At 60.4% G+C, this 12,525-nt stretch carries 13 protein-coding genes; 7 read left to right on the top strand and 6 right to left on the bottom strand.

What is annotated here, in order from left to right:
- Nucleotides 1-202 precede the first annotated feature (202 nt).
- From HFC70_RS25470 to HFC70_RS25455, 4 genes are read right to left on the bottom strand one after another with little or no spacing between them, the layout of a single operon-like run.
- On the bottom strand, nt 203-613 hold the full coding sequence (locus tag HFC70_RS25470; protein WP_368669819.1) for a very short patch repair endonuclease: 411 nt from the start codon (nt 611-613) through the stop codon (nt 203-205).
- Nucleotides 610-1,662 carry a DNA cytosine methyltransferase gene (locus HFC70_RS25465; protein ID WP_168476125.1) on the bottom strand — a complete coding sequence of 351 codons (1,053 nt, stop codon included), beginning with the start codon at nt 1,660-1,662 and terminating at the stop codon, nt 610-612. Before HFC70_RS25465 ends, HFC70_RS25470 begins: the two co-directional genes overlap by 4 nt.
- The gene (locus HFC70_RS25460) at nt 1,659-2,375 is read right to left on the bottom strand and encodes an MAE_28990/MAE_18760 family HEPN-like nuclease (protein WP_168476124.1); all 717 of its coding nucleotides are present in this window, start codon (nt 2,373-2,375) and stop codon (nt 1,659-1,661) included. The genes HFC70_RS25465 and HFC70_RS25460 overlap by 4 nt, the downstream gene beginning before the upstream one ends.
- On the bottom strand, nt 2,372-3,484 hold the full coding sequence (locus HFC70_RS25455) for a DUF262 domain-containing protein (RefSeq protein ID WP_168476123.1): 1,113 nt from the start codon (nt 3,482-3,484) through the stop codon (nt 2,372-2,374). The genes HFC70_RS25460 and HFC70_RS25455 overlap by 4 nt, the downstream gene beginning before the upstream one ends.
- Before the next feature lie 690 nt (nt 3,485-4,174).
- Here HFC70_RS25455 and HFC70_RS25450 point away from each other — a divergent pair.
- From HFC70_RS25450 to HFC70_RS25430, 5 genes are all read left to right on the top strand, one after another.
- Complete coding sequence (locus HFC70_RS25450) at nt 4,175-4,567, top strand: hypothetical protein (protein WP_168476122.1); 393 nt, start codon at nt 4,175-4,177, stop codon at nt 4,565-4,567.
- A 291-nt stretch (nt 4,568-4,858) separates the two neighbouring features.
- Nucleotides 4,859-6,553 carry an adenine deaminase gene (ade, locus tag HFC70_RS25445; protein ID WP_168476121.1) on the top strand — a complete coding sequence of 565 codons (1,695 nt, stop codon included), beginning with the start codon at nt 4,859-4,861 and terminating at the stop codon, nt 6,551-6,553.
- A gap of 54 nt (nt 6,554-6,607) precedes the next feature.
- Complete coding sequence (locus HFC70_RS25440) at nt 6,608-6,808, top strand: hypothetical protein (RefSeq protein ID WP_168476120.1); 201 nt, start codon at nt 6,608-6,610, stop codon at nt 6,806-6,808.
- Entirely contained in the window at nt 6,805-7,059 is a 255-nt protein-coding gene (locus tag HFC70_RS25435; RefSeq protein WP_168476119.1) for a hypothetical protein, read from the top strand. Before HFC70_RS25440 ends, HFC70_RS25435 begins: the two co-directional genes overlap by 4 nt.
- 96 nt (nt 7,060-7,155) lie before the next feature.
- A complete protein-coding gene (locus HFC70_RS25430; protein ID WP_246735957.1) occupies nt 7,156-7,923 on the top strand; it encodes an ion channel in 768 nt (255 codons plus the stop codon).
- Between the two features lie 13 nt (nt 7,924-7,936).
- Here HFC70_RS25430 and aac(6') read toward each other — a convergent pair whose 3' ends face one another.
- Both aac(6') and HFC70_RS25420 read right to left on the bottom strand, forming a co-directional pair.
- Nucleotides 7,937-8,392 (bottom strand): aminoglycoside 6'-N-acetyltransferase, encoded by a 456-nt coding sequence (aac(6'), locus tag HFC70_RS25425; protein WP_168476117.1) that lies wholly within the window; start codon nt 8,390-8,392, stop codon nt 7,937-7,939.
- Nucleotides 8,393-8,410: 18 nt separating this feature from the next.
- Nucleotides 8,411-10,081 carry an alpha-glucosidase gene (locus HFC70_RS25420; protein ID WP_168476116.1) on the bottom strand — a complete coding sequence of 557 codons (1,671 nt, stop codon included), beginning with the start codon at nt 10,079-10,081 and terminating at the stop codon, nt 8,411-8,413.
- A 125-nt stretch (nt 10,082-10,206) separates the two neighbouring features.
- Here HFC70_RS25420 and HFC70_RS25415 point away from each other — a divergent pair, with 125 nt between their 5' ends.
- Together HFC70_RS25415 and HFC70_RS25410 are read left to right on the top strand one after the other, a co-directional pair.
- Nucleotides 10,207-11,247 carry an Ldh family oxidoreductase gene (locus HFC70_RS25415; protein WP_168476115.1) on the top strand — a complete coding sequence of 347 codons (1,041 nt, stop codon included), beginning with the start codon at nt 10,207-10,209 and terminating at the stop codon, nt 11,245-11,247.
- Between the two features lie 198 nt (nt 11,248-11,445).
- Nucleotides 11,446-12,498 carry a glycosyltransferase family 1 protein gene (locus tag HFC70_RS25410; RefSeq protein WP_168476114.1) on the top strand — a complete coding sequence of 351 codons (1,053 nt, stop codon included), beginning with the start codon at nt 11,446-11,448 and terminating at the stop codon, nt 12,496-12,498.
- The last annotated feature ends 27 nt before the right edge of the window (nt 12,499-12,525 follow it).

Below are 12,525 nucleotides of genomic sequence, written 5' to 3'. Positions count from 1 at the left end.
CATCACTAGGGACCAGATCGACGAACTGCGCGCCAAGCTCAAGGCGGCGCTGGAGAGAAATCCGACCCGCGCCTACAACCCCTTATCACCGCCCGTGGGATAGCGGTACCAGGCGGATGAGGCGCGGCAACAAGATCGGCAGAACATATACTCTACTCGATCAAGCTGACTTTCTGCCTAAAGTACGGAACGAGTTTAAATTTCAGTTAAGGAAATTTTTCAGACTCTCAGCAAGTGCTTCAGAATTTCTGGTTTCGCATTCCCAGATAACTAGAGACGACCACCCGAGTGCCTTTAATTCTTCTTGTACTCTCTCGTCGCGTGCTTGATTGGCTGAAAATTTTGCTTCCCAAAATTCCCGTCGACTCTTGGGACTAGTCGTTCGGCGGCACCCTGGATGCCGGTGCCAAAAACAACCGTGAACAAAGATCGCCTTTTTTCGCGGCCGAAATACGATGTCTGGCCGGCCCGGAAGCTCCTTTGCTTGCAGCCGAAACCGATACCCTAAAGCGTGAAGGACTCTGCGAACTATCATTTCCGGTTTGGTATCCCTCGGTCTTACCCGAGCCATGAGAGATGAACGTTCCGGAGTGATCGGAGGGTCGTCGATCACGAATTTCTGCCGTGAGCCTTCACGTGATTGACGAGAATCTCCCCTATATACTCGCCCAATAGCACCGGCACCGCATTTCCGATCATTCTTCCAAGCGTACTGAAATTAACGGATGTAGTTTTGGGAGCAAAAACGTAGTCTTTCGGGAAGCTCTGAATCATCGCCGCTTCTCGCAGGCTGATTGCGCGATCTTGCTCGGGATGGCCAAACCTACCATTTCCAAAACCGTAGCACTGCGTCGTCATGGTCGGAGCAGGTTTATCCCACTCCATTCGACCGTAAACAGAAGGATAGGTTGAGCCGGTCGCGCGCGCATGGCAAGCGGAAACAAGTTCCTTCGGCCAATCGCGCCACGTTCCGCCCGGCTTCGAGTGGCGAATGCGCGCGAGGTTCAGTTCGCTCAGAGAGGCAGAAGCGTGAAGCGGATCATCCGGGTCTGAAGCACCCGCGACCAGCGCCGGCAGATCAGCAATAGTATCTCTAACGGTGACTTGAGCTTTATCAGCATCAGGAATAGTGATCGGGCCGAGCAAGGAAGCCACGAGTACGAGCCGCTGCCGCCTTTGTGGCAAGCCAATATCGCGTCCATCCACCACTCTGAAATCGACATTATATTCAGCCTTTTGCAGATCAGCGACGAAGTCCTTGAAAATCTGCTGCTTGCAAAGTGGCGGCACGTTTTCCATCGTTACCAGCGTCGGACGAACTGCGAGGACGAGCTTGGAAAAAGATGAAAGAAGCTCCCAATCCTCATGCCGCTCTTCGCGTTTGGCCGATTGAGCATAGGAAGAGAAGGGTTGGCATGGCGCGCAACCTGCCAAGAGAGTGATTTCAGAATCTCCGAACGCCATCTGAATATCCGACGGCATAAGTTCACCAACATCCGCTTCAAGAAACTTCGCGGCATTGTTGGCTTCCATCGGAAACCGGCAAGCAGGGTCGAAGTCGACACCAAGCCGCACGTTGATGCCCGCCTTCGCCAATCCGTGCGTCAGGCCACCCACTCCGCAAAACAGATCAACCGCGACGATTTGGCTTTCAACACTCATGCCGCTGCCTCTTCAGCTGCAAGATAATTCTTGTTGCTCAGGAACACTTCATACGATTCGCTAACAGCTTTAAGAAAAGGCAAAACCCGATCTGCCAACTTGGAAAGTTCATCCAGCGTCAGGTCATGAGCGCCTTCTTCGAAGGTGGTTTCTCCATGTGCGATGTCGTTTCTTCGGCGCGCCAAATACCTCAGAGCCGTTGTCTCGTCGCGGTATACGCGTTCATATGCCGCACGCTTGATCTCTGGAGACAAAACGAGCGTGCACCCCAACCGTTCCGCCACTTTTTTGATCGCTTCATCGTCCCAACTGCCAGGCTCACCTTTTACCACAAAAGCGTCCGGAGCGTCACCGGAGACCAACGCCCCACTCACCCTCGTCAAGCGTGCAAAAGCTCCTTCGCCAAGCCGTTCCTCACCGTTCCATATGGCAGCGCGCACCCATTCCTTCAAAACAGCTTCAGTCCACCGCTTTGGCCGCTCAGTTACGACTGTCCTACCAACTGCCGTCATAGTTCGTGTAGTTACCGCCTCGACGATATTGTATAAATGAATGAGCAGGCCCGATTTCAATGTATTCACATGCCTCACTTCAATTTGAGTATCCGCTTCACTCACCGATTCGTCAACGCGCGCCTCAAGCAAGCGCGCCACGGAAAGGTGGCGTGCGAACTCGGATTGTCTTTCTGCAAGGTACGCTAAAACGTCTCTCATTGCTCCAACAACCAGTCTCGAACCAACTTAATCCGTCGCAGCAGTTTGCTTCTCACATTGGCAGCGTCCGATTTCGTCGCCACTGCAAAAGATGCAGAATCGAGAAGTGGTGTGATATCCGATACACGATTGAAGAGAGTAGAGTCGGCACGTAGGGCAAGTGCAGATCCTACTGCAATCGCCTCGAATCTTACACGAGGCACTTGATTGCCGGTTTCCGATTTCGTGAACCCATGAGGTGAAACTCTCTTTACAAAAGCAAGTACCTTCTCGAATTCATCCTTCATCGCGTCGCTGGTTGGCGAAACGCCGCCTTGCTCAATCTCAGAAGCAATCTGGTCGTTCATAGCTTTTACGAATGAAAAATAGAAACGGCGAGGCTCCTCTTTATAATTTCGAATATCCCCATCGGCCAAGGTTGGATCGAAGCTGTTCAAGTACGCAAAGAAGCGCGTCACCAATTCTTCACGTTCACGTTTATCGATTAGTGGCTGACTGATCGGCGTCAGCTTGATAAATTCCGGCTCATTCGCGAGCTGGACAATCAGATCCATGAAACGCCCGGGCAGGCTGCCCCGTCGAATTTCTGCATCGTTCGCTGTCGTTCCCCCAGTGTTAATGCGCGCGAACATTTCAGTCCGTGTGACCGCGTCGGTGGTATTATCAAGAATGATGACACGAATTGCGGTCTCAGCGAACTTGAGTTGACGCGACCTTGAAAAATCCGAATAGCGTAAGCCATTAGCAGCTGGAATGGTTTCCAATTCACCCAAGGTAAACTTGTCTGCCATGAAATCTCTGATCGTGCGCAGGCGTTGCGAACCATCGACGATTTCCATACGACCATCCTTGTCCTGCCAAAAGAACACGAATGGGATCGGCAACCCCATGAAGACGGACTCGATGAACTTCGACTGCTTGGCTGGCGTCCAGACAAGTTCCCTCTGATAACCCGGCACGTAATAACGATCGGAATTCAGCTTTTGCACGATAAATTCAAAAGAATACTCTGTAACCGTGAATTTTACGGTTCGAGAGTATTCCAATATTTGCCGCTCTGCTTCCTCGACATGTGCCGGATCAAGGAGTTTGCGCCTCGCTTTTTTCACCTGCGATTCCTCAATATTTTTGTATCGTTAGATCATGAATATCCCCCAATCACCACATCGGACATTCACGTTTAAGCCGTCCAAGGATGGAATTCCAAGGCATTTTTATGAGCGTGAAGACCAGTTTGTAGTTCAAGCACTTCGTTGCGGTGGCTGTGGCTATGGCCGCTTGTAGTCAGATTGGGCGCCTGCACGCAATTTTCTCCCAAAGGAATCAAAATCGACCCGCCTTTTTCATCCCCACCCCCGCACCTTGCCTTAAAATCCTCCCCGTCCCGTCATCGGCTACACCGGTTGCGTTGCCGGCGAGGCGGGACCGGTGCCTCGATGTGCTGCCAAAACGCGGGCAGGATAGCGGGGGCCGTGTGATGACGGGTCTCCCTCTCGCTGAAGAGGCGGGACGTGCCTGTGTGGCACCCATGACACGATCGGCAACTGGCTGCTCCAACCGGCAGCCTTTCGGGACGCGGCCGTATTTGCGGTCAGCATCCCCCTGGAAAAGGTGCCTGATCCGCGCAGAGAGACCGACCAAGCACGGCACAGAACACCGAACGGGACACGGCTTCGTGTCATATAATTTCAATCAATCGAGGCATGAAACCGTGTCCCGACCGACCAGCCCGTGAAGGGCACCCGACCACAGCAAACCACGGAGCGAAAACCGCCCGCGTGAACGAGAGAGCATGCGCCATGGCCAAACCCGAAATGCCTTCGGTTGATCTCAGCGCCATCGAGGAGCGCCTCGCCGACCATCACGAGCGCTTCGCCCGCACGGCGGTCCTCTTGTGGTTGGAGCGGCCTCGATGCGGCCTGCGCAAATGCCGCCGCGACCATTGCTGCACCGGCCCGATGGTGAAGAGCGAGCGCACCAGCGGCGCCACCGCCGCGCAGAAATTCATGGGCCTGTCCGGCGCCGCCGCCGCCCGCCTGCCGCTCTGCGTCGCCCTGGCGCCCGATTGGCAGTATGAAAACTATCTCGAAGCCCGCCGCCGCCTGCAAGCCATGTTGGCCACCGACCCGACCCTGCGCCTGCCCCGTTACGACCGCCAACTGACCGGCCGGCTGTGGGATCTGGGGGAGTGACGTCCCCCCGATGCCTTCTGCCGGGCAAGCGCCATCCAACCCTTCTCTCTCCGTCATCCCCCACCCTCCGTCATCCTCGCCCTTGAGGCGAGGATCCACCGGCCTGCCCCCGTCAGGCCGCCACGCTCTTGTCAGGCCGATGTTGCGGCTCTGGATCCTCGCCTCAAGGGCGAGGATGACGACTGTGGGGGAACGAACACCAAAGCCCGCCAATCGCCACCGCCGCCCTTCCCCTGGCCCCCCGCCAGCCGCTACAGTGAAACCCAGACATGTCCAAACAGGAGTCCCGCCATGAGCACACTCGAGCGCCGCATCGACCAGGGCACCGGCCGCGAGCCGGCCGATCTCGTGCTGAAGGGCGGCCGCTTCTTCGATCTGGTCACCGGCGAGCTTGTCACCTCCGACATCGCGCTCTGCGGCGACCGCATCGTCGGCACCTGCGAGGCCTATGACGGCGTCGAGGTGATCGACATATCGGGCAAGATCGTCGTGCCGGGTTTCATCGACACCCATCTGCACATCGAAAGCTCGCTGGTTACCCCGCACGAATTCGACCGCTGCGTGCTGCCCTATGGCGTGACGACGGTGATCTGCGATCCGCACGAGATCGCCAATGTGCTGGGGGCGGAAGGCATCCAGTTCTTCCTCGACAGCGCCCGCGAGACGATCATGGACATCCGCGTCCAGCTCTCCTCCTGCGTGCCGGCCACCCATCTCGAAACTTCCGGCGCCGACCTGCCGATCGACAAGCTGCTGCCGTTCCGCAATCATGAAAAGGTCATCGGCCTTGCCGAATTCATGAATTTTCCGGGCGTGATCCACAAGGATCCGATCTGCATGGCCAAGCTGGAAGCCTTTCAAGGCGGCCATATCGACGGCCATGCGCCGCTGCTGTCCGGCCGCGATCTGAACGGCTATCTCTCGGCCGGCATCCGCACCGAGCATGAATCGACCAGTGCCGCGGAAGCCATGGAAAAGATCGCTAAGGGCATGCATATCCTGGTGCGCGAAGGCTCGGTGTCGAAGGACCTGCACGCCCTGCTGCCGATCATCACCGAGCGCCTGTCGCCCTTCCTGGCGCTCTGCACCGATGACCGCAACCCGCTCGACATCGCCGAACACGGCCATCTCGACTACATGATCCGCACCGCCATCGCGAATGGCGTCGAGCCGCTGGCGATCTACCGCGCCGCCTCGATTTCGGCGGCCCGCGCCTTCGGACTTCGTGACCGCGGCCTGGTGGCGCCGGGCTGGCGGGCCGACCTGGTCGTGCTCGACAGCCTGGAAAGCTGCAAGGCCGAAATGGTGTTTGCCGGCGGCCGCCGCGTCACCGATGCGCTGTTTGCCAGCCGCCGGCCGGTCGCCCCCGTCGGCCTCGACAGCGTCAAGGCACGGCCGGTGCACTCGGCCCAGTTCGCCGTGCCGGTCGCCGATGGCGAAACGCCTGTGATGGGCGTGCTGCCCGGCAAGATCATCACCGAATACCGCCGCTACCGCCTGCCGGTCTCCGGCAACCAGTCGACGGTGGATCTCAACCGCGACATCATCAAGGTCGCCGTCATCGAGCGCCATGGCAAGAACGGCAACCATGCCAATGGCTTCGTGCAAGGGTTCGGCCTGAAGAAAGGCGCCATCGCCTCGACCGTCGGCCATGACAGCCACAACATCTGCGTGGTCGGCGTCAACGAGGACGACATGGCGCTGGCCGCCAACCGCCTGAGCGAGATCAAGGGCGGCTTCGTGGTGGTCGAGGATGGCAGGGTCACCGGCGAAATCCCCCTGCCGGTCGCCGGCCTGATGAGCTTGGAGCCCTATGAAAGCGTGCGCGACACCCTGCATGCCTTGCGCAAGGCCGCCTATGCCCTCGGCTCGACGCTGGAGGAACCCTTCCTGCAACTCGCCTTCCTGCCGCTCCCCGTCATCCCCCATCTGAAGATCTCCGACAAGGGCATGGTCGATGTCGACAAGTTCATGCTGATCGGGTGAGACCTTGGAAAAGGATGGGAAAGATCCTATTCTGGCACTTGGAAGGATTGGAAAATGACCAAGTTGCAGGAACTGGAACAGACAGTACTGGATCTGGACGGCGACGAATTCGCCGCCTTCACCCGCTGGTTCGAACAATTGCAGGCCCGGCGCCTGGATGAGCGGATCGACACGGATATCGAAAAGGGAGCACTGGATGCCCTTGGCGAAAAGGCTCTTAGCGATTTTCGCGCCGGCCGCACGAGAACTCTGTGAAGCACCACGCCACGGACGATTTCTGGACCTGCTATGAACGCCTCCCGCAATCCGTTCGCGACACCGCTGATCGCAGCTTCGAACTGCTGAAATCTTCGCCTTACCATCCATCGCTCCATTTCAAGAAGGTCGGCAGATTCTGGTCGGCCCGTGTCGGATTGTCCTGGCGGGCTTTGGCGATCCAACAGAACGACGATATCGTGTGGTTCTGGATTGGATCGCACAGCGACTATGACAAGCTGTTGCGGTAGCCGATCCCTGAAAAATCGGCCCACACTTGACATTGCCGCCCGCCGCGCCAGATGGTCGACATTGTTGACATGCAGCCCACACCCCGATCGGCGCCGATGACTGAGCAAGATTACCGCCACCGGCTGCGCCGGCTCTATATCGGCCAGGACAAGGCGGCGATCCGGTTCCAGGTGGCGCTGGCGCTGGTCGATCTCGCCATCATCGCCTTCTTCATCCTCGGCCCCTATCTGCGCGCCGGGCCGAGCTATCTGATCATCGACTACATGATCGCCGCCTGGATCGCTACGGAACTGACCGCCCGCGCCATCATCGCCCGCGACCTGAAGGACTGGTTGAAACGGCCGATCATCTGGGTGGATTTCATCATCCTCGGCACGTTGCTCTTTCCCGACCTGCTGTTCAATTTCGCTTTCTTGAGAGCCATGCGCATCTGGGCGATCGGCGAGAGCACGCTGCTGCGGGTCATCCTGCGCCGCCTCGGCCAGAGCCATCTCGGCGACGTCATCCGTGCGGTGATCAACGCGCTGGTTTTCCTGTTCATGGCGACCGGCTTCGTCTACACGTTCTTCTTCTATCGTGAGGACGGCATGGAAGGCTTCGTTGATGCCCTCTATTTCACCGTCGCGACCGTCACCACGACAGGCTTCGGCGACATCACCCTGCCCGGCACCTTCGGCAAGCTGACCTCGATCATCACCATGATCATCGGCATCTCGCTGTTCGTGCGGCTCGCCCAGTCGATCGTCCGGCCGTTCAAGGTCACCTTTCCCTGCCCGCAATGCGGTCTCAGCCGCCACGATGCCGACGCCGTGCACTGCAAGGCCTGCGGCCACGTGCTGAACATTCCCGACGAAGGCCAGTAACACAGGCCGCGCGTCAGTCCGAGGGATCGAGCCGCTTGCGGAAATAGACGACGCGTCCGGTCTCTTCAAAACCGAGCGCCTGGTGCATGGCATGCGAACCCGCATTGTCCAGATCCGCATCAGAGGCAAGCTCCCGCCCGCCCTTTTGCCGTGCCCAGGAGGTGACCGCCGCCACAAGGCCGGCCGCCACCCCTTGGCCTCGAAACTCCGGGCTGACCACGATGCCTTCCAGAAAGGCGACCGGCGAGGTTTCGCAGCCGTTCACATAGTCGGTGCGCACGCTTGCCTCGGCAAGACCGATCACCTCTCCCGCCTCGCCATGGCAGAGAAAACCCGCCAGCCGGTCCGGCTCGTCCAGAATGGCGCGGATTTCGGCCCGATGATCGGCAGGCGAGGTCTGCGGCCACAGCAGATGCCGCAGCGCCGCCCAACCCTCGATGTGGTCAATACCGGCCGGCGCTATGCGCATCTCAACGTCTCCTACAGGTCAAAGCCGGGCACAAAAACCGTCGAGCGTCGGCACATGCACGACATTGCCCTTGATCGCGCCAAGGCAGCCCGGCAGCGCCAGGACTTCCCTAACCTTCACATCGGCCGGCAAGGTCACGTCCTGCGGGCCGCGGCGCATGTTGAAGACGAACAGCAGGCGCTCGCCGTTCTTTTCCCGAATGAAGGCCAGCACGTCCTCCTTGGTCTTGATGAATTGCATGTCGCCATCGATCATCGGCGCATGCGCCTTGCGGAAGGCCAAAGTCTCCCGGTAATGAGCCAGCACCGAATCCGGCAGTTTTTCCTGAGCGTCCACGGCCAGCGCCTGATGCTCGGCCGGCACCGGCAGCCATGGTTTTCCGGTGGTGAAGCCGGCATGGTCCTGGCCGCTCGACCAGACCATCGGCGTGCGGCAGCCGTCGCGCCCCTTGAACGACGGCCAGAAGCGGATGCCGTAGGGGTCGCGCAGATCCTCGAATGCCAGTTCGGCCTCGGTGAGGCCCAGTTCCTCGCCCTGGTAGAGGCAGATGGAACCGCGCAGCGCCGACAGGATGCTGATCGACAGCTTGGCGACCCGCACCGCCTCCAGCGGCCCCTCAATGAAACGGGTGACATGGCGGATCACATCATGGTTGGAAAAGGCCCAGCACACCCAGCCGTCGGTCACCATGGTCTGGAACGCCGTGACGCAGTCGCGGATATGGGTTGGCGTAAAACCCGGCCCCAGCAGGTCGAACGTATAGCACATATGCAGCTTGTCGCCGCCGCCGGTATAATCGGCCAATGTCTTCAGCGAACGCGCGCCGTCACCCACCTCGCCGACCGTCGCCCGGCCGTCATACTGATCGAGCAGGGCGCGCAGCCGCCGCAGGAAATCAAGATTTTCCGGCTGCGTCTTGTCGTAGAGATGGTTCTGCATGCCATACGGATTGACATCCGGCGCATCGAGGCCCGGCGCGTCGTCTTCGTCCTTGGGCAGGGGCGGATTGTCGCGCAATTCCTTGTCGTGGAAATAGTAGTTGACGGTGTCGAGGCGGAAACCGTCGACGCCGCGATCCAGCCAGAACTTCACCGTCTCCAGCACGGCATCCTGCACATCCGGATTGTGGAAATTGAGATCCGGCTGCGAGCCGAGGAAGTTGTGCAGGTAATACTGCTTGCGCTGCCCCTCCCATTCCCAGGCGGGACCGCCGAAGATCGACATCCAGTTGTTCGGCGCCGTGCCGTCGGGCTTGGCCGGACCCCAGACATACCAGTCGGCCTTGGGATTGTTGCGGCTGGAGCGGCTCTCGATGAACCACGGATGGCGATCGGAGGTATGGGAAATCACCTGGTCGATGATCACCTTGATATCAAGCCGATGGGCTTCCTTCATCATCTCATCGAAATCGGCAAGCGTCCCGAACATCGGATCGACGTCGCAGTAATCGGCGACGTCATACCCCATGTCGGCCATCGGCGAGGTGAAGAACGGCGACAGCCAGATGGCATCGACGCCGAGCGAGGCAATATAGGGCAGCCGCTCCGTCACCCCCTTCAGGTCGCCGATCCCGTCGCCATTGGTGTCCTGGAACGAGCGAGGATAGACCTGATAGATCACCGCACCCCGCCACCAGTCGGCATTGGCCTTGGTTTTAGGGGATGTACTTTTGCGGGGGGAATTTGCCATTGTGGAGTCCTGCGGCTGGAGCGGGGCGGGTCGTGGGCATTGCGCTGAGCAATATAGGCGATCACGAACGGCTGGCCAGAGCAGTCTTGGCCTTTTATGGCGAACCGCCCTGGAGGAAATTCACCATGAGCGACGACCTGCTGCTCGCGTATGCCGAAATCGAGGCCCTGGTGCGAGAGGCCTGCACGGCCCGCGGCATGACGGACGCCGTCGCCCAATCCTTGGCAGCGGCCGTGGTTTCCGCCGAGGCCAGCGGCAACCGCGCCGTCGGCCTGTCGCACCTGCTGGACTATCTGAAAGCCCTTGAACACGGGCGGATCGACGGACAGGCCGCGCCGCAGATCACCTCGCCGGCCGCGGCCCTCATCAAGATCGATGCACGGCGCGGCATCGCCCAATACGGCTTCGATCTCGCCGTCGACGACCTGACCGCCCGCGCCAAAAACTTCGGCATTGCACTCCTGTCGCAGCACAATAGCTATACGACCGGAGAGCTCGGCTATTATCCCTGGCGGCTGGCAAAGGCCGGGCTGGCGGCGATCGCCGTCACCAACGGCCCGGCGCTGATGACGGTGCCGGGCGGGAGGAAACCCGTCTACTGCACCAATCCGCTGGCCTTTGCAGCGCCGCGCGCCAACGGTCCGCCTTTGCTGATCGACCAGTCGAGCAGCAGCACGGCCTTTGTCAACATTCGTGCCGCCGCCGCGGCCGGCACCCGCTTGGCCGAAGGCTGGGCGGTCGACGCCCAAGGCCAGCCGACCACCGATGCCGGCGAGGCACTGAAAGGCGCGCTGCTGACCTTCGGCGGCAGCCGCGGCGCCAACCTTGCCCTGATGGTCGAAGTCATGGCCGCCGGCCTCAGCGCGGCCAACTGGTCGATCGATGCGCCAGGTTTCGAGGCAGGGGTAGGCAGTCCCGGCGCAGGCCTCGTCATCATTGCCATAAAGCCGGCCCTGCTGGATCCGGCCTTCGAGACCCGGCTGGACGAGCAGCTTCGGCGGCTGTCCGGCGAAGGCGTGCATGTCCCCGGCCGGGACAAGGCCGCAAGGCTGGACGAAGCGTCCACGACCGGCCTCCGTGTATCGCGCAAACTCGTCGAAACCCTGCGCTCGCCGATCGCCGATGCGGCATTTGCGCCCGAGCGACCGACTGACATCAAACTGTAATCATACCATCACATAAAGCGGGGCATTACGACGAGGGTGGAATCACCCGCCAACGGTCCAAGGCAGAACCCGGTCCCAGGCAACGTTTGGCCGAGGCCATCGTCCCGACGATCCGGACACCCCTGCCGACGCGGCGACGGACGGATATGCCGAAAACCTCTCGTCGGCCCATGCGCACATGAAGGTAGCGGCCACGCCATGCTGAGATTGACCCTCGTGACGGATGCCTGGCACCCCCAGGTCAACGGCGTCGTCCGCTCCATCGAGAACACCAATGCGGTTCTGGCCCGCATGGGCGTCGAAGTCTCCATGGTGACCCCTGCCCCGTTTCGCAGCATTCCCATGCCCACCTATCCGGAAATCCGCCTGTCGCTGGCCGGCTATGGCCAGATCGCCCGCATGATCGAGTCCCAGCAGCCGACCTTCCTGCACATCGCCACCGAAGGGCCACTCGGCCTGATGGCGCGGCGCTGGTGCCTGAAGAACGGCATGCCGTTTTCCACCAGCTATCACACGCGCTTTCCCGAATATGTGGCGACACGCGTGCCCGTGCCGCTCGGCTGGCTCTATGCCTATGTGCGCTGGTTCCACAATCGCGGCGGCGCCTGCATGGTGGCGACCGAAAGCCTGCGGCGCGAACTGGAGGGCAAGGGCCTGACCAATCTGTGCCTGTGGAGCCGCGGCATCGACACCACGCTGTTCCACCCCGCCCCGCTTGAAGACAGACCCTTCGGCCTGCCGCGCCCGCTCTACATGACCGTCGGCCGGGTGGCGGTGGAGAAAAACCTACCCGCCTTTCTGGACCTTGATCTGCCAGGCTCGAAAGTGGTGGTCGGCGACGGCCCGGCCCGCGCCGAACTCGAGGCCCGCTATCCCGATGTGCTGTTTACCGGCGTGAAATTCGGCAAGGACCTGGCGGCCGCCTATGCGCAGGCCGATGTCTTCGTGTTTCCGTCAAAGACCGACACCTTCGGCAACACCATTCTGGAAGCGCTCGCCTCCGGCGTGCCGGTCGCAGCCTTCCCGGTGACAGGTCCAGTCGACATCATTACGCCGGCCAGCCATGCCGGCGCGCTCGACGAGGATCTGGCGCTGGCCTGCCACCGGGCGCTGGACTGCTCGCGCGATGCCGCCCGCAGGCTCGCCGAAACCTATTCCTGGGAGGCTGCAACGCGGCAGTTCCTGGACAATGTCCAGGCCGCCAAGGCGCACGGCAGCAAGCGAAGCATGCTGCGCCGCCGTTACGTGTGAAAACCCCACCCCACCCCTGTCTCTTAT

The organism is Agrobacterium sp. a22-2 (assembly GCF_012276985.1).
Lineage (GTDB): Bacteria > Pseudomonadota > Alphaproteobacteria > Rhizobiales > Rhizobiaceae > Allorhizobium.
This window is presented reverse-complemented; position numbering and strand designations above follow the sequence as displayed.